Source organism: Mycobacterium sp. NGS66 (assembly GCF_059812225.1).
Map to the genome: position 1 here is coordinate 113,307 of NZ_JCALCG010000002.1, position 16,260 is coordinate 129,566.

The following is a 16,260-nucleotide window of genomic DNA, read 5'->3' on the forward strand; positions in this document are numbered from 1 at the left end:
TCCTTTTCCGAGTATCGCCTGCAAGCGTCCGGCGAGATCCTCACAAGCGCTGCCATCTACGGCACCCCGACCGGACGGGATACCTCATGCCCGCGGCGGCCCGGAAGATCGCCGACCTCTAAAGGCTAACGCTTTGCGCCTGTCCGCGAGCGCAGACCGGGACACCGTGGCGACAGGGTCAGCCGGCCTCGTTGACGGCGGGCAACAGGTGCAGGGTGACCGGCCAGCGGGCGGGCGGGACGCCGAACGCCTGACGGGCGTTGTTGACGATCTTCTTGCCGACGATGCGGTTGCCGACGCCACCGACCGCGGCTCCGACGCCGACCGGAAGCATCTTGCCGACCAGCAGAGCGCCGCGCTTGACCGCGTATCGCTTGACGGCGTACTTGAGCATCCGGGTGTTCAGCCGCGCCAACGTCGACATCGGCAGCGAGGCCATACCCTCGGCCAGCCAGCCGCCGTTGGTGCGTCCGGGGCCGATCAGCTCACCGATGGCACGTTTGCTGTCGTCTCCGACCAGCACCGCCAGCACCAGCGCGCGGCGGCGCTCCCGGTGGTCGGCCGGAATGCCGTACACCTCGGCCGTGGCCAGCACGAACAGCGCGGTGGCTTCCAGGAAGAACACCGTCTCCCCGGCACCCGCGGACAGCGCGGTCAACGTTCCGACCCCGGGGAACGTCGCGGCCGAACCCACCGCCGCACCGCTGGCGGTCAACGCGGCCAGGTAGCGCTTTTCCAGCTTGTACGCGATTTCGGCGGGGCCGGCGGACGGGTGGGCACGCCGCAGCCGGGCCACATACGCCTGCGCCGCCGGGCCCTGTATCCGCGCGCTTCGCTCGATGATCTGGGCCAATGCGCGCGCGGACGCCTTGGGTCGGCCGTCTTTGGTGGCCGGCAGGTGGTCCGGCTTGGACTTGCTCCGTCGGGCGCTCATATTCCTCTCCTGGGAATGGGTTGTCCCTAGCTAGTCCATAGGCTAACGCGCAACGGGCTGACTAAGTGCCCTGGTCAAAACCTGCTCGTCGTCCTCGGCCACCTGCCCACCTGGGACGACGTGGGCCGTCGAGCTAAGGTCAATCACGACGCGGGCCGGTTGTCGGCCACATTTGGCGTTAGCTCTTCGGTAGCCGCCAATAGATCGCGAACGAACGAGGTGGATCCATGACCACGGGCTGGGCACGCCGGCCCCGGGCGCTTGGGGGCCGCGCGGGGCTCAGTCGTCCCGTCAACTCGTGGAGCACGCTGTGGGCGATGATGATCGGCTTCTTCATGATCATGGTCGACTCGACCATCGTCGCCATCGCGAATCCGACCATCATGGCCGACCTGCACGCCGGCTACGCCGCCGTGGTGTGGGTGACCAGCGCGTACCTGCTGGGGTATGCGGTGGTGTTGCTGGTCGCCGGCCGGCTCGGTGACCGGTTCGGCCCGAAGAAGCTCTACCTGATCGGCCTGGCGGTCTTCACCGTCGCTTCGCTGTGGTGCGGGCTGTCGGGCAGTGCCGCGATGCTGATCGCCGCGCGAGTGGTGCAAGGAGTCGGCGCCGGGGTGCTGACCCCGCAGACCTTGTCGACGATCACCCGGATCTTCCCGCCGCAGCGGCGCGGCGTCGCCGCCAGCCTCTGGGGCGCCACTGCCGGTGTCGCCAGCCTGGTGGGCCCGCTGGCCGGCGGCCTGCTGGTCGACGGGCTGGGCTGGGAGTGGATTTTCTTCGTCAACGTCCCGATCGGCATCGTCGGTCTGGCGTTGGCCGGGTGGCTGATGCCGGAACTGCCGGTCCAGGCGCACCAGTTCGACCTGGTCGGCGTCGCGCTGTCCGGCGTGGGCATGTTCCTCATCGTCTTCGGGCTGCAGCAGGGACAGGCCGCTGGCTGGGACCCGGGCATCTGGGCGGTGATCGTCGCCGGCGTCGGGTTCATGGTGGCCTTCGTGTACTGGGAGTCCATGCATACCGGCGAACCGCTGATCCCGCTGGACATTTTTTTCGACCGCGACTTCAGCCTGTGCGGCGTCGGGGTGGCGATTGTCGCGTTCGCGACAACAGCGATGATGCTGCCGGTTGCCTTTTATGCGCAGGGCGTGTGCGGGCTGTCCCCGACCCGCTCGGCGTTGCTGATCGCACCAATGGCGATCGCCAACGGGGTGCTGGCGCCGCTTGCCGGCCGCATCGTCGACAGGAGCCACCCGCTACCGGTGCTCGGCTTCGGCTTTTCGGCTTTGGCGATCTCGCTGACGTGGCTGTCCACCGAAATGACGCCGGGCACGCCGATCTGGCGGTTGCTGTTGCCGTTCACCGGCATAGGCGTCGGGATGGCGTTCGTATGGTCGCCGCTGACCGCGACCGCGACGCGCAACCTGCCGCCGCAGCTGGCCGGCGCCAGCTCCGGGGTGTACAACGCCGTCCGGCAGCTCGGAGCGGTGCTCGGTAGCGCCGGCATGGCCGCATTCATGACGTCGCGGATCAGCGCCGAAATGCCCGGTCGAGCTTCGGCGGCCGGCCAGCGCGGCCTGCAACTGCCAGAGTTCGTGCGCGAGCCGTTCTCGGCGGCGATGTCGCAGTCGGTGCTGCTGCCCGCGTTCGTCGGCCTGCTCGGTGTCGTCGCAGCCCTGTTTCTGGTCGACTTCAAGCGCACTCGCGAGCCCGAGGATGACGCAGTCGACTGGGACGATGACGAGGATGACGATCCGTATGTCGAGTACATATTGCTACGGGAACCCGACGTCGCGCCGCGGATGCAACCATCGCGACGGCAGCACGACCCGCAGTACCACCGCCCGGCCGTCGGCCGGAGTGCACCCGTCGAGCCGATTGGCTTCGCGCACAACGGCTCTCGTGTCGACGCGGATCGGCGAACCCGTCGTGTCGACGGGCTGTTGCGGGTCGACGACGACGCGCAGCGCAGCCGTCGTCAGCGTTTCGACCCGGACGGTCCGTTGTCCCGCGACGGCTGACGCGTCACCCTACGGCGGCTGGCTCAGCGCCAGGAAAGCGCCCAGGTCCACCAAACCGGCCGGGGTGGCGGGCAGGTAATCCTTCAGCAACGCCGAGCGCACGATCACCGCCGCGTACTGTGCCCGGCTGACCGCGACGTTGAGTCGATTCCTGTTGAGCAGGAAGGAGATGCCACGTGGCACCTCGGCGATGGACGACGCGGTCATCGAGACGAAGACCACCGGCGCCTGCCCGCCCTGAAACTTGTCCACGGTTCCGACGTGGACCGCGCCGAGCCCTGCCGTCGTCAACCGCCGGCGCAGCAGCGCCACCTGGGCGTTGTACGGCGCGAGCACCAGCACATCGGCGGCGGCCAACGGCCGGGTGCCGTGCTCGTCGGTCCACGCGGCGCCGAGCAGTCGCCGGATATGGGCCGTGATGACGTCGGCCTCCTCCGGGCAGTCGACGGAATTGCCTTGATGCCGAACGGAAACCACGCGCACGCCCGGCTCATACCCGTCGAGGCGGCGTGCGACGGTGCGTTCGGTATGCGAATGCAGTCTGCCGTCGTAGGACAGCCTGGAGACTGCGGCGCAGACCGTCGGGTGCATGCGATACGAGCGGTCCAGGAAGTAGCCGCGTTCCTCCGGTAGTGTGCGCTGGCCGTCGACCAGCCAATCCAACGCCGATCGGTCGACCGGTTCGGGATGAGTGCCCTGGCTGACCTGCGGCAGCTGCCGCGGGTCGCCGAGCAAGAGCAGATTGCCGGCCGCAGGCGCAACGGCGATGGTATTGGCCAGGCAGAATTGGCCCGCCTCGTCGATCACCAGCAGATCCAGGCTGGCCGGCGGCACGCGGTTGGGGTTGGCGAAATCCCATGCGGTGCCCCCGATTACACAACCCGCGTGGTCGGCAATGAAGGCGGGGTAGTGGTCGCTGTCGAGCTGCTGCCAGCGGGTGGGGCGGTGGTCAGAAGGTTTCTTCGCAACCCGCTGCGGATCCAAACCGGCATCGATCACCGCGCCGAGCAGGTTCTCCACCGCGGCGTGTGATTGCGCGACGACGCCGATGCGCCAGCAGGATTGGGTGACCAGCCGCGTGATCACCTGCGCTGCGGTGTACGTCTTACCGGTTCCCGGCGGTCCGTGCACGGCCAGATACGACGCGTCCAAGTCGAGAACCGCCGCGGTGATGTCGTCGACGATGTCCCTGCCACGCGGCAGCCCGGCACCGCTACGGCTACGGGGCGGCCGGCGCAGCAGGATGTCGAACAGCGCCGTACGGGGCAATTGCGGCAGCGCCTCCGCCACTGCGGCAGCCGTCGACTCGATCGAATCCCGCAGCGCAGTTGTCGGCACCGGCGGCCCCGGGGTCAGCGCGAACGGCAGCTGATGAAAGGTGTTGCCATCCTTGCCGACTCGTTCCACGATGACGACCTCGGTGGGTAGGGTCGGGTCGTCCGCCTCGACCACCACAGCGTTGCCCGCGGCCCGTCGGTCCGGGCTATCGGTCATGCCGGCGGGTGCCGGCGGCTCATAGAGGGCGAACACCTCCGACTTCAGGTCACCGCGGGCCAGCTCACCGCGCAGGCGGACTCGTCGCTGCGGTTTGCGGGCTCGGGGCGGGGTATGCCAGTCGACGGTGATCTCTGCGTCGCTGGCCACGAAAACGTCTGTGCTGTCCGCCCATTCGTCGACCGGAAAATTCAGCCGGTCGAAATGCGCCCACCAGAAAGGTTTGTCTTCCCGACGGTGGTAGCCGCGAGCCGCGGCGACCAGGGCGACCGCGGTCTGCTCGGGACTGCGCTGCCCGACGGCGGCGTCACCGGTGAACGCCGCAAGCGTCGTCGTCAGCTGGTCGTGGCCTTCGATCCGGCCGCCGTCGGGAACCGGTTGGGCCCCAACCGGTATGACACCGGCCTCCCAGGCGCGCATCAGCAGCCAATCGCGCAGTTTTCGAGTCGACTCGCAGTCGTAGTGGTTGTATTCCTCGATCTCGCGGAGCACCGCCGCGGCTTCGTCGGGGCGGCCCTCGGCGCGCAAATCGCAGTAGCGCGCATAGCCGGTGATGGAGTCGGCGGCGGTGGTGACGTCACCGGACCGCAGCTGCCCGCCCATATACAGCGGCTCCAGCGCCTTCAAACCGTACGACTCCGCGCCAATGCGAATGCTCTTGCGCGCCAACGGATAAAGGTCTACCAGCACACCGTTGCGCAGCAGGTCGTCTACCGTGTCCTCGCCGACGCCGTACCGTCCGGCCAGCCGCAGCAGCGCCGTCTTCTCATACGGCGCGTAGTGGTAGATGTGCATGTTCGGCCGGCGCTTGCGGCGCATGGCCACCAGCGCCAGGAAATCGATCAGCGCCTGGCGTTCGTCCACCCGGTTATGCGCCCACAGCGGGCGAAAAGCACCGGTCGGCCCGGCCTCCAGGACGCCGAACAGGTATTCCAGCCCCCACTCGCGGCCGTCGGCCGTCCACAGCGGATCGCCCTCGAAGTCGAAGAACAGGTCACCGGGGTCGGGCTCGGGCAGCAGCGTCAGCGGCTGCGGGTCGGCGATCTCGTACTGCGGTACACCGGTGTCGCGCTGGCGCACTTGCAGCTTGGCTTGTGCGGTCAAGTTGCTGACGACGGTGGCGGCCAGGTTGGGCACGGGGCCGTGGTGGCCGGCCAGTTCGGAGATGGTGGTGATCTTGGCGTCAATCAGCTTCTCGCGCTGACTGATCCGCATCCCCGCGACCAGCAGGACGTCGTCGGCGGCGCGCAACTGTTCGGTGCACAGGTCGCAGCGCAGGCATGCTGCCACCCGCTCGTCGTCCCAGCGCACCGCGACACCGCCGGCGTGGTGCTCGTCGAGGAGGCGCTGCACCCGGGCGCGCTGGGCTCGATATACCGGGATCAGGTCGCACAGGCGGTGGCGGGTGACGTTGCCGTCGCCGAGTTCCAGGTCGGCTTCCGGCGCCACCGCGACACCCGAATCGGCCAGGGTGTCCGCATAGGCGGCCAGCTGCAGCAACGCGGTGACCTTGGCGGAGCGGGCCAGCTTGGTGTCGACCACCCGGTACTGGCGGCCGTCGCGCACCAAGAAGTCGGCGAACCCCACGAAGCGCCCGTCGAACAGGGCGGCTTGGTAGACCACCGGGGCGTCTTTGGCGATCGCGCGCCGGGTCGCCTCGGCGGCGGCCGTCAAGCCTGCGAACGTGTACGGCGGACGACCGATGATCGCGATCTCACCGCCGAACTCCTCGCGCAGTCGGTCGAGCCGGCGCCGCTCATGCTCATTACCCAACGCGGCGGTGCGCGCCAGCAGCTCGTCGGCAACATCGACGGCCGGACCCCAACCCAGTTTGGCGTCGAAATCCCGTAACAGTGCGTACTCGCACCGAGCGGCGGCGGCCAGATCCGACGCGCTGTACACGACTGTTTGGGCAGGGCTGTCGCCGATGACGAACACAGCAGCAACTGTAGGTGGGGGCACCGACAGGCGGTGCGTGGTTCAGGCACCCGGTGTGTTGGCGATGAGCTCAACCCCGTTGCCGTTCCACCGGAACTTCACCCGGGTGCCCAGGCCGTTGACGCCGCTGGGATACGTCAACGCCACCGTGTCGCCGGTGCACTGCGAGGTGTCAATGCCGTTGAACCCGTACGTGTCGGGCACCCCTTGCGGTATGTACTTGCCGAGATGGAACATCACCGCACGCGTCGTGGGATGGTCGCCGTTGGTGTTGGCCTTGATCACTATCGCCGACAGCTGGGCGCACTCGTTGTAGTTCCCCGCCAGGGGCTCGGGGTTCCAGGACTGGTGACTGCGCGGATCGCGGGGCAGCTCGGAGACCACCTTGGCGATCGTCGGGGAGGCCAGGTTGACGGCGCACGGGTCCGGCGGGGAAGTGGTGCCGGGTACGGCGGACGTCGGTGCCGGCGCGCTCGCGGCGGGGGCGGTGATCGACGCGGTGGGATGCGGCGTCTTGGCAACCGTGGAGTCACCCGAACCGCAGCCGCTCAGCGCCGGTGCGAGAAACAGGGCGGCGGAAAGGCCCGTCAGCAACTCTGCGCGGCAAGGTAACGACCACACATCGAAGCACCGTACCGCCACGGCGGTGACAGATGTCGCAGGCGCGGCCGGGTCTCGGGGCATTCTGCGCGTCGCCGTGCCGATGCGCGCGCTCGCGACTCCAATGGCCACGCACCGTAGACTGCGATTTCAAATGGCCCCTTTGGACAATTCGCCGCCTGCGTCGTTTGCCGACCTGCAGATTCACCCGTCGGTCTTGCGGGCGATCGCCGACGTCGGCTACGAGTCGCCCACCGCCATCCAGGCGGCCACGATTCCGGCCCTGATGGCCGGTTCGGACGTGGTGGGACTGGCGCAGACGGGCACCGGCAAGACGGCGGCGTTCGCGATACCGATCCTGTCCAGACTCGATGTCTCCAGCAAGGCGACGCAGGCGCTGGTGCTGGCGCCGACGCGGGAGCTGGCCCTGCAGGTGGCCGAGGCGTTCAGCCGTTATGGGGCTCACCTGCCACAGGTCAACGTCCTGCCGATCTACGGCGGGTCCTCCTACGGCGTGCAACTTGCCGGCCTGAAACGCGGAGCGCAGGTGGTGGTCGGCACCCCCGGCCGGGTCATCGACCACCTCGAACGCGGCACGCTGGATCTGTCGCGGGTGGACTACCTGGTTCTCGACGAGGCCGACGAGATGCTCGCAATGGGCTTTGCCGAAGACGTCGAGCGCATCCTGTCCGAAACACCGGAATACAAACAGGTGGCGCTGTTTTCGGCGACGATGCCGCCGGCGATCCGCAAGATCACCGCCAACTACCTGCATGATCCCCTCGAGGTCACGTTCAAGGCGAAAACCGCTACTGCGGATAACATTTCGCAGCGCTACATACAGGTCGCCGGTCCCCGCAAGATGGACGCGCTGACGCGGGTGCTCGAAGTGGAGCCATTCGAGGCCATGATCGTGTTCGTGCGCACCAAGCAAGCCACCGAAGAGGTCGCCGAAAAGCTCCGCGCCCGAGGGTTTTCCGCGGCCGCCATCAACGGCGATATCCCGCAGGCGCAACGGGAGCGGACCATCGCGGCGCTGAAAGACGGTGGCGCCAAAGGCATCGACATTTTGGTGGCCACCGATGTGGCGGCCCGCGGCCTGGACGTGGATCGGATATCGCATGTCCTCAACTACGACATCCCGCACGACACCGAGTCCTATGTGCACCGGATCGGGCGCACCGGACGGGCCGGCCGATCGGGAACCGCGCTGCTGTTCGTCTCACCGCGCGAGCGCCATCTGCTCAAGTCCATCGAGAAGGCGACGCGCCAAACCCTCACCGAGGCAGAACTTCCCACGGTCGAGGACGTCAACGCGCAACGCGTGGCCAAGTTCTCCGACTCCATCACCGACGCCCTCGGCTCCGCCGGCATCGAGTTGTTCCGCAAGCTGGTCGAGGACTACGAACGTGAGCACGACGTCCCGATGGCCGATATCGCCGCGGCGCTGGCGTTGCAGTCTCGCGACGGCGAAGCGTTCCTGATGACCGAGCCGCCGCCGGACCGGCCACAACGGCACACCCGTGCCGAACGTCCCGAAAAGCCCAGGCGGGTAAGGGACTTCAGTACCTATCGGGTCTCCGTCGGCAAACGGCACAGAATCGGCCCAGGGGCGATCGTCGGCGCCATTGCCAACGAAGGCGGGCTACACCGCAGCGACTTCGGCCACATCGCCATCGGGCCGGACTTCTCCCTGGTCGAGCTGCCCGCCAAGTTGCCCAAAGCGACGTTGAAACGGCTTGAGCAGACCCGTATCTCGGGCGTGCTGATCGATCTGCGGCCGGAGCGTTCGTCGGGAAAAACCGACAAACCCCGCGGCCGGGACGGCGGCAAGCCACGGCGGAAGCGCGCCGGATGACTCTCTCCGAGGAACGGGACGCTCAGGGCGGACTCGAGCAGACCTCCCACGTGGACCGCGTCGCATCCCTGACCGGTATCCGCGCGGTCGCTGCGCTGCTGGTCGTCGGCACCCACGCGGCATACACCACCGGCAAGTACGTCCAGGGGTATTGGGGTCTGGTCGGTGCGCGGATGGAGATTGGCGTGCCGATCTTCTTCGTGTTGTCCGGTTTCCTGCTGTTCCGCCCGTGGGTGAAATCGGCGGCCACCGGCGGGCCGCCGCCGTCGCTGAGTCGCTATGCGCGGCACCGGGTTCGGCGCATCATGCCCGCCTACGTCATCACCGTGCTGTTCGCGTACGTGCTGTATCACTTCCACGAAGCGGGCCCCAATCCCGGGCACACGGTGCTGGGGCTGTTCCGGAACCTGACGCTGACCCAGATCTACTGCAACGGCTATCTGGGCAAGTATCTGCACCAGGGCCTCACCCAAATGTGGAGCCTGGCGGTGGAGGCCGCCTTTTACGTGGTGCTGCCGCTGTTGGCCTACCTGCTGCTGGTGGTGCTCTGCCGGCACCGGTGGCAGCCGAAGTTGGTAGTGGCGGCGCTGCTGGGGCTGTCGCTGATCAGCCCGGCCTGGCTGGTCCTGGTGCACACCGATCACTGGTTTCCCGACGGCGCCCGGCTGTGGCTGCCCACCTATCTGGCCTGGTTCCTGGCCGGCATGCTGCTGGCCGTGTTGCAGCAAATGGGTGTGCGCTGCTACGCGTTCGTGGCCATACCACTGGCTGTCATCAGCTACTTCATCGTTTCCACCCCGATCGCCGGCGCGCCCACCACGTCGCCCGCGTCGCTGAGCGAGGCGCTGGTCAAGACGGCCTTCTATGCCGCGATCGCGGCGTTGGCGGTGGCGCCGCTGGCGCTACATGGAAACGTTCCGCTGCAAGGCTGGTACTCCCGGCTGCTGGCCAGCCGGCCGATGGTGTGGCTGGGCGAGATCTCCTACGAAATCTTCCTGATTCACCTGATCACCATGGAGTTCGCGATGGACTTCATAGTTCACGCACCGGTTTACACCGGATCGATGCTGTTTTTGTTCGTCGCCACCGTGGCGGTGACGATCCCGCCCGCCGTGCTGCTGCATCGGCTCACCCGAGTCAAGGCCGACTAGGTGGATTCGGCGCCGCCACATCCGCGCCTCACCATGGCCGCGGTCTGCCTCGCGGTCTTCATGTTGCTGCTCGACATGACCATCGTTTCGGCCGCCCTGGCCAGCATTCAGTCATCGCTGAACGCCGAACTCAGCGGGCTGCAGTGGGTGGTAGACGCCTACGCGCTGCCCATGGCGGGGCTGCTGCTCACGGCGGCAACCCTGGGGGATCGCGTTGGACGCCGACGCCTTTACCTGGCCGGAATGACGGTGTTCACCCTCGCCTCGACCGGCTGCGCGCTGGCGGGCAGCATCGAGATGCTCAACCTGTGCCGCGCCCTCCAAGGCACCGGCGGGGCGGTGCTGCTCGGCGTGTCACTGCCCATGGCGGCCGCGGCCTTTCCCGAACATCGGGACAGGGGCATAGCGATCGCGATCTACGGCGCCGTGATGGGCGCGGGCGCGGCCGTGGGGCCGTTGCTGGGCGGAGCGCTGGTCGGGGCGTTCGGCTGGGAATCGATCTTCTTGATCAACGTGCCGATCGGCATCGCGGCCTTAGCGATCGCGGTCTGGTTTATCCCGGAAACCGTTGCCGCACAACAACGCCCACTCGACCTGTTCGGCACAGCCGTGCTGTCGGCCGCACTGCTCGCGGGTGTGTACGTATTGATCGAAGGCAATCGCCTCGGCTGGACCAGCGCGTTGATCCTGGCGCTCGGCGGGTTCTGCCTCCTGGCCCTGGTCGTATTCGGGTGGTGGGAAGCGCGCGTGAGAGCCCCGATGCTCGACCTGCGGGTGGTGCGCCGCCCCGGGTTCGCCGGGGTATCGCTCGCCGCGTTCGCGGCGGCCGGAACACTGATCGCCTCGACCAACTACCTGGCGCTCTATTTCATGAACACCTTGGGCTACAGCCCTTTTCAGGCTGGCCTGCGAGCCCTTCCGCTGACCATGGCATGCGTGCTGGGTGCCCCGCTGGCCATGGCCGGCGCGCGTTACTTCCCGGCCTGGATGTCGATACCCGGTGGCATCGTGCTGATCGCGGCCGGCCTGTGGCTGATGACGGGGGTAACCGCAGGCACCCAATGGACCCATTTCATCACCGGTTCCGTCGTCGCCGGACTGGGTTTGGGTGGCCTGTTCGCGCTGACGTCTGACATCGCACTGCAATTCGTGCCGGTGGCAGACGCCGGCATGGCCAGTGGCGCGGTCAGCACGGTTCGTCAGGTCGGCATCCTGGCCGGCGTAGCCGGCCTGGGAGCCCTTTTCAGTCGGCACGCTGCCGACGGTGCCGCCGAGGGGCTCGCCAAAGTTCGCGGTGTGCCCTCGGGTCCGACCCATCAACTGATCGACGGGCTGTCCGCCGGTGCCGGTTTGCGGGTACTCGATTTCCTGCCGGCCGACCTACGGCCCGCGCTCCCTGCGCTCGCGCCAATAGCCCGGCAGGCCAGCGCCGACGGCATGCAGGCGGCGCTGGTGGCCGCCGCGATCGCCGCAACGTTCGCCGCGGTGTGCGCGGCGGTACTCATCGCGTTCGGAGCGCACGGTCAACGCTCTTGAAAGGCGACTCGCAGAAGGCCGTTCAGGGTAACCTTCCGACATGGATGACGCGGTCCTTATCCCCGCGACCGACAAGGGTCGCTACAGCGTCATCATTTCCACCGACCCTGCCGACATCGAAGCCGCGCAACGGTTGCGCTATCAGACGTTTGCCGAAGAGATGGGGGCCACGCTGCCGCAGGCTATCCGTGGCCCGCTGACCGGGCAGATGATCGACGTCGACCAGTTCGACCCGCACAGCGATCACCTGTTGGCCAAAGACGAAACGACCGGACGAATCGTCGGCTGCTACCGGCTATTGCCGCCCGACGGAGCCCGGGCCGCCGGAGGACTGTTCGCCGACACCATCTTCGACATTGGCGGCCTAAATCAGTTGCGGCCCAAGCTCGTCGAACTCGGCCGGGTGAGTGTGCACCCCGAACACCGTAACGGTGCGGTGGTGGGCCTGCTCTGGGCCGGGATCCTGAAATATCAGGAGATCACCGGCTACGAATGGGGAATCGGCTGCCTGTCGGTCCGGATGGAAGGTGGCGGACCGCGGGGCGCGCTGGTGCGCGGTGTGTGCGACGCGGCCTTTCGTGCTCACCCAGCGCCCCCGCAATATCGGGTGACGCCTCGAAACCCGGTCCGCGTCAACGGATTGAGTTTGTCCGAGCTTCCCGACCCGGGACCGGTGCGCATCCCGCCGATGGTGCAGGGCAGCCTGCGCATCGGCGGGTTGATCTGCGGAGAACCGTCCTACGATCCCGATTTCGACATGGCCGATTTCGTCGTGCTGATCAACCGGATGATGGTGCGCGATCGCTATCTTGAACGGCTGGCTCGTGCTAATGCCCACAGTTGACCAGGTGGATTTGCTCGGTGTCGGTTTCGGACCGTCGAATCTCGCGTTGGCGATCGCGCTGTCCGAGGGGGGCATGCGGGGCGCATTCGTGGAGGCCCAACCGAGGTTCGGCTGGCACCGGGGCATTTTGCTCCCAGGCGCACGCATGCAGGTGCCCTTTCTCAAAGACCTGGTGACGCTGCGAAACCCCAAGAGCGACTTCACGTTTCTGAACTACCTGAACGACCGTGGCCGGCTCGTCGACTTCATCGGCAGGCACTCGTTGTTCCCCAGCCGGTTGGAATTCCACGACTACCTCGAGTGGGCCGCCGCCCGCGTCGACGCCGATGTCCGCTATGGCCGGCGCGTGGTCGAGGTGACTTCCGACGACTCGGGGTTCGTGGTGCGGACCGAACCCGAGTCGGTGATCCGCGCGCGAACCCTGGTTCTGGGCACCGGCCTATATCCGGTATTGCCGGCCGGCATCGTCGAGACCGCCCGGCTGTGGCACAGCCACACACTGCTCGACCGCCTTCGCGCGCTGAACTCCACTGCCCCAAAGCGTTTCGTGGTCGTCGGCGCGGGCCAAAGTGCGGCGGAGGCGGTCGGCTATCTGCATGAGACGTACCCGCAGGCCCAAGTGCACGCCGTCTTCACCCGCTACGGCTACAGTGTGGCCGATGACAACCCTTATGCCAACCGGGTTTTCGACCCCTCGGCCGTAGACGATTTCTACGCTGCCGACCAACCGCTACGGCAGCGACTGCTCGATTACCACCGATCATCCAACTATTCGGCAGTCGATGCCGACCTGATCGACGAACTGTATTCGCGCGAGTATGCCGAGCGGGTGGCGGGCAATCGACGGTTGTTCATGCACAACGCTTCCGAAGTCGTCAGCGCGGACGAATACCCCGGCGGCGTGCGGCTGACCATCTCCCACCTGACCAAGCACGCTCAGGAAACCTTGGACTGCGACGCGGTGGTTTACGCGACGGGCTATGCGCCGCTGGACCTGCGAGGTTTCCTCAAAGACCTGGCGTGCCGGTACGAATTCGACACCGACGGGCGCCCCGTCGTCACCCGCGACTATAGATTGGTCTCCACATCGCGAGCACCCGGAGACATCTACCTGAACGGTTCGGTCGAGCACACGCACGGTCTGGCGTCGTCATTGTTGTCGAACGTGGCGGTGCGCGCGGGGGAAATCGTTGCCGCGGTCAGCGAGCCCAAGCCTATGTAGGTTACCCTGTCCTAAGTTGTCGTCATAGCGATCAGGGGAGATATGACCGAACTCAAGCCGTCGCGGGGTTGGCAGGGCGCGGTGCTCAAGCTGCTGCGGGCCGGGGACTACCGACTGACCGTGACCGGCCGGCGCGAGATCGGCCCGCAGTACTTGAGATTGAGCTTCGATGCCGGCGGCCTGCTCGCCGAACACAGCGTGCATCCCACGATGTGGATCCGGATCTGGTTCGCCGACGGGCACCAGCGGGCTTACACGCTGGTCGAGCCGAATCCGGCGGCCGACACCTTCGACCTCGAGTTCGCGTTGCACGAGGGCTGCGCCTCGGACTGGGCACGGGCGGCACAACCCGGTGACACCATCGAGGCGACGGTGCTGGGCAGCAAGTTCGCCATCCCCGACCCGACGCCCGGCGGATACGTCATTGTGGGCGACACCGCTTCCCTACCGGCGATCAACTCGCTGCTGGACGCGATAGGCGACACCCCCGCGCGAGTCTTCCTGGAGGCCGGCTGCGACGAGGACAAATGCCTGCCGGTGCTGCGACCCAGCTCCAAGATCGATGTGGTCTGGGTGGACAACCACGACGGCCGCGACTCGCTACTCGACGCGGTGCGCTCGGCGGCGTTCGACGCGGGCGATCACTTCGGTTGGGTGGCCTGTAGCACCCGCACCACGCGGTCGGTGGCCAAGGTGTTGCGCGAGGATTTCGGAATTCCGAAGAAATCCATTAAGGCACAGGCTTATTGGGTCGCCTGAGCGGTCGTCGGCGTCAGAATAGGTACCACGAATTCGTCGATCATCGCGCGCTCGTCGGCGTCGTCCCGGCCAGGGAACATGAGCAGCGAGATGATCACCCGCACCGCCCACCGAGCCCGTCGTTCCACGGTGGCGGGGTCTTGTGGGCCCAGCGAGTTCAGTAATCCCGCGGCCAGGGCGGTGATCACCTCGGACTGGCCGGCCATCTCGCCGCCCAGCGGTGACCGGGTGGAGCCGAACCACGCCGCCAAGGCCGGGTTCTCGCGAACCATCCGCAGCGCGGCGCTGATGCTGACGACGAGTCGCTCGCGCGGGTCCTCGATCCCGTCGATCTGCTGCATGATCGCGCGACCGAGCCGACGGGTCTCGCGGTGGACGTACGCGGTGCGCAGCGCCTCCCGGCTGTCGAAGTACCGGTACAGCGTGGCTCTGGAACAGCCTGCGGCGCGGGCGATTTCGTTCATCCCGATGGCAGCCGGGTCGTGCTCGGTGAACAGCTGCTCGGCGGCGTCGAGGATCCGGTCCGCGGCTGCCTCGGTGCGGTGCTCGGCCAGCCAATCTCTGCGCGCCATCAGGCTTTCGCCCGAAACGGCACCGACAACGGCCGGCGGACGTAGCTGCCGCCGGACCATACGATGCCTGACTCGTCGATCTCGAAGCCCGGGCAGCGCGCCAGCAGCTCGGTCAGCGCTACCCGAGATTGCATGCGCGCCGCGGCCGCGCCCAGGCAGTGGTGTGCGCCGTGGCTGAAAGTCAGGATGTTGCGCGGGCATCGCGTCACGTCGAGTTCGCCTGCGTCGGGCCCGTATTGGCGTTCGTCGCGGTTGGCCGATCCGTAGAGCAGCAGCACCCGTCGGCCGGCGGGGATGGTGGTGTCGCCGATCGTCACATCGCGGGTGACGGTACGAGCCAGACCCTGCACCGGCGAGGTGAGCCGAAGCAGCTCCTCGACCGCGTCGCCGATCAGTTCGGGGTGGTCCACCAGCAGCCGCCGTTGGTCGGGCCGCTCGTGCAGCAACGGCATTGAGCCGCCGAGCATTCCGGTGACGGTGTCGTTGCCGCCGGTGACCATGGTGAAGGTGAACGCGAGTACGGACAGGGTGCCCGCAATGTCGCCGTCGGCGCCGACCCCCGCGGCGACCAGGTGGGAGATCGTGTCGTCCTCGGGTTCGGCGCGGCGCCGCTCGATCAGTGCGGTGAAATAGGCCATCATCGACCCGACCGCGTCGCCGACGGTCTCCAGCGCACCGGCGATGCCGCCGTCAGTCGTATTGGCCGCCACAATGGCCTGCGTCCAGCCGTCGAATTGGGCCCGATCCTCTTCGGGCACACCGAGATAATGCGCGACCACCATCGAGGGGAGCGGTTTGAATAGCTCGGTGACGATGTCGCCACCGCCACCTGCCCGCAGCTTCTCGATGCGCTCGACGACGAACTCACGGACCTTGGGTTCGACCGCTTCGACCTGTCGCGGGGTGAACCCGCGCGAGACCAGCTTGCGAAATTCGGTGTGTACCGGTGGGTCCTGCATCACCATCGGTGGATTGTCTTGCAGCCCAATAAGTTCCAGGTCATTGTAGTTGACCGTCAGGCCCTGCGCGGACGAAAACGTCTCATGGTCGCGGGCGGCGGCCCATATGTCGGCGTGCCTGGACAGCACGTAGTAGTCGTCGTCCGGGTGGTTCGGTGGGACGACATGATGGACCGGGTCGTGGTCTCGCAGTGCCCGGTACATCGGCCAGGGATTCGCCCAGGTCTGGGCAGTCGCGAGCTCGAACTTTGGCGGCGCACTGTGAGACAAAGCTGCTGACATGTCTTATTCATACGACAAATGATGGACAGTGTCAACTGTCGCTGCACTGCATGGGCGTTGACTGTGAAGGCTGGGCGTTGAACGTGAAGCCTG

12 protein-coding genes are annotated in these 16,260 nt (G+C 67.0%); 7 read left to right on the top strand and 5 right to left on the bottom strand.

What is annotated here, in order from left to right:
• Nucleotides 1–178: 178 nt before the first annotated feature.
• Nucleotides 179–934, bottom strand: coding sequence for a hypothetical protein (locus AC5Y2L_RS05085; RefSeq protein ID WP_499932845.1), 756 nt, complete (start codon nt 932–934; stop codon nt 179–181).
• A 227-nt stretch (nt 935–1,161) separates the two neighbouring features.
• Here AC5Y2L_RS05085 and AC5Y2L_RS05090 point away from each other — a divergent pair, with 227 nt between their 5' ends.
• Nucleotides 1,162–2,952: an MFS transporter gene (locus AC5Y2L_RS05090; protein ID WP_499932843.1), complete on the top strand. Its 1,791-nt coding sequence runs from the start codon at nt 1,162–1,164 to the stop codon at nt 2,950–2,952.
• A 9-nt stretch (nt 2,953–2,961) separates the two neighbouring features.
• Here the strand turns inward: AC5Y2L_RS05090 and AC5Y2L_RS05095 are convergent, their stop codons facing one another.
• Complete coding sequence (locus tag AC5Y2L_RS05095; protein WP_499932841.1) at nt 2,962–6,384, bottom strand: TM0106 family RecB-like putative nuclease; 3,423 nt, start codon at nt 6,382–6,384, stop codon at nt 2,962–2,964.
• Between the two features lie 42 nt (nt 6,385–6,426).
• The gene (locus AC5Y2L_RS05100) at nt 6,427–7,068 is read right to left on the bottom strand and encodes an LppP/LprE family lipoprotein (protein WP_499933199.1); all 642 of its coding nucleotides are present in this window, start codon (nt 7,066–7,068) and stop codon (nt 6,427–6,429) included.
• Nucleotides 7,069–7,138: 70 nt separating this feature from the next.
• Here AC5Y2L_RS05100 and AC5Y2L_RS05105 point away from each other — a divergent pair, with 70 nt between their 5' ends.
• Genes AC5Y2L_RS05105 through AC5Y2L_RS05130 form a run of 6 tightly spaced genes read left to right on the top strand, consistent with a single transcriptional unit; the run spans nt 7,139 to nt 14,354 of the window.
• Nucleotides 7,139–8,842, top strand: a complete 1,704-nt coding sequence (locus AC5Y2L_RS05105) for a DEAD/DEAH box helicase (RefSeq protein WP_499932840.1) — start codon at nt 7,139–7,141, stop codon at nt 8,840–8,842.
• Nucleotides 8,839–9,993, top strand: coding sequence for an acyltransferase family protein (locus AC5Y2L_RS05110; RefSeq protein WP_499932839.1), 1,155 nt, complete (start codon nt 8,839–8,841; stop codon nt 9,991–9,993). Before AC5Y2L_RS05105 ends, AC5Y2L_RS05110 begins: the two co-directional genes overlap by 4 nt.
• Nucleotides 9,994–10,026: 33 nt before the next feature.
• A complete protein-coding gene (locus AC5Y2L_RS05115; RefSeq protein WP_499933197.1) occupies nt 10,027–11,529 on the top strand; it encodes a DHA2 family efflux MFS transporter permease subunit in 1,503 nt (500 codons plus the stop codon).
• A gap of 40 nt (nt 11,530–11,569) precedes the next feature.
• A complete protein-coding gene (locus tag AC5Y2L_RS05120; protein WP_499932837.1) occupies nt 11,570–12,373 on the top strand; it encodes a GNAT family N-acetyltransferase in 804 nt (267 codons plus the stop codon).
• Nucleotides 12,360–13,595 carry a lysine N(6)-hydroxylase/L-ornithine N(5)-oxygenase family protein gene (locus AC5Y2L_RS05125; RefSeq protein WP_499943644.1) on the top strand — a complete coding sequence of 412 codons (1,236 nt, stop codon included), beginning with the start codon at nt 12,360–12,362 and terminating at the stop codon, nt 13,593–13,595. The genes AC5Y2L_RS05120 and AC5Y2L_RS05125 overlap by 14 nt, the downstream gene beginning before the upstream one ends.
• Before the next feature lie 42 nt (nt 13,596–13,637).
• The gene (locus AC5Y2L_RS05130) at nt 13,638–14,354 is read left to right on the top strand and encodes a siderophore-interacting protein (protein WP_499932834.1); all 717 of its coding nucleotides are present in this window, start codon (nt 13,638–13,640) and stop codon (nt 14,352–14,354) included.
• On the opposite strand, the gene AC5Y2L_RS05135 is transcribed toward AC5Y2L_RS05130, so the two are convergent.
• Together AC5Y2L_RS05135 and AC5Y2L_RS05140 are read right to left on the bottom strand one after the other, a co-directional pair.
• Nucleotides 14,339–14,926 (bottom strand): TetR/AcrR family transcriptional regulator, encoded by a 588-nt coding sequence (locus tag AC5Y2L_RS05135; RefSeq protein WP_499932832.1) that lies wholly within the window; start codon nt 14,924–14,926, stop codon nt 14,339–14,341. The genes AC5Y2L_RS05130 and AC5Y2L_RS05135 overlap by 16 nt on opposite strands.
• Nucleotides 14,926–16,167, bottom strand: coding sequence for a cytochrome P450 (locus tag AC5Y2L_RS05140; protein WP_499932831.1), 1,242 nt, complete (start codon nt 16,165–16,167; stop codon nt 14,926–14,928). Before AC5Y2L_RS05140 ends, AC5Y2L_RS05135 begins: the two co-directional genes overlap by 1 nt.
• Nucleotides 16,168–16,260: the final 93 nt, after the last annotated feature.